Here is a 659-nt window from a genome sequence, read left to right as displayed (position 1 = left end):
GCCAGCTCTTCGGCCGAGTAGTGCTGGGTCTTGGGCGCGTCCTGCGGAGCGTCCTGGGGCTTTTTGCGACGGAAGAAACTGAGCATTGGATTCGGCGCTGAAATCAGGGGGATATGCTACCACTGCGCCCTTGGACGGCAGTGCGAACGTGGGGTGGTGCAGTGTCGGCGGGCAGCCGACCAACGGTCGGCTCTACAGTCTGTGGTGGTGCGGCCGTTAACGGCTTTGGATGCCTGCGTCATCGGACGCCGGCCATGCATCGTGGAGTGCAGCAGCGTGAACGTGATGTCCATTGCCAGCTCGGGCATGCGTGCCGCGAGCCTTGGGGTACAGGCCGCTGCGGCCAACGTGGCGCGTTTGCCGGTGGAGGCTTCCCCCCGGATCGGGGTGGCACAGAGCTCGGTGGTCGGAGGCGGGGTGCAGGCCAGTCTGGTCGAGGGCGTGCCCGATCCCGGCGCACCGGTTTCAGACCTGCTTGCCGCAAAGGACGCGGTGCTGACCTTCAGTGCCAACGCCGCGTTGATCCGCCGCAGCGACCAGATGCTCGGCGCGTTGCTGGACGAGCGCGCCTGAGACCGGATCGACGCAGCTGACCGGGGGCGCCGGCCGCTGGCCGGCTCCCTGCAGTCACCGGTAGTGCCGGCCGCTGGCCGGCTCCC

General features: G+C 68.3%; 1 protein-coding gene. It reads left to right on the top strand.

Translation table 11 applies throughout. The features are described from left to right. Positions 1-285 precede the first annotated feature (285 nt). Positions 286-573 (top strand): hypothetical protein, encoded by a 288-nt coding sequence (locus AC1DQP_RS21240; protein WP_478052525.1) that lies wholly within the window; start codon positions 286-288, stop codon positions 571-573. The last annotated feature ends 86 nt before the right edge of the window (positions 574-659 follow it).

The sequence above is a fragment of the Stenotrophomonas sp. P5_A8 genome (assembly GCF_056400545.1).
The sequence above is the reverse complement of the archived record's forward strand: the minus strand, read 5'-3'. Positions and strand labels throughout refer to the sequence as shown.

Excerpts from the sequence above, each read along its gene's own strand:
- AC1DQP_RS21240 (WP_478052525.1), top strand. The coding sequence starts at position 286 with ATGTCCATTGCCAGCTCGGGCATGCGTGCCGCGAGCCTTGGGGTACAG.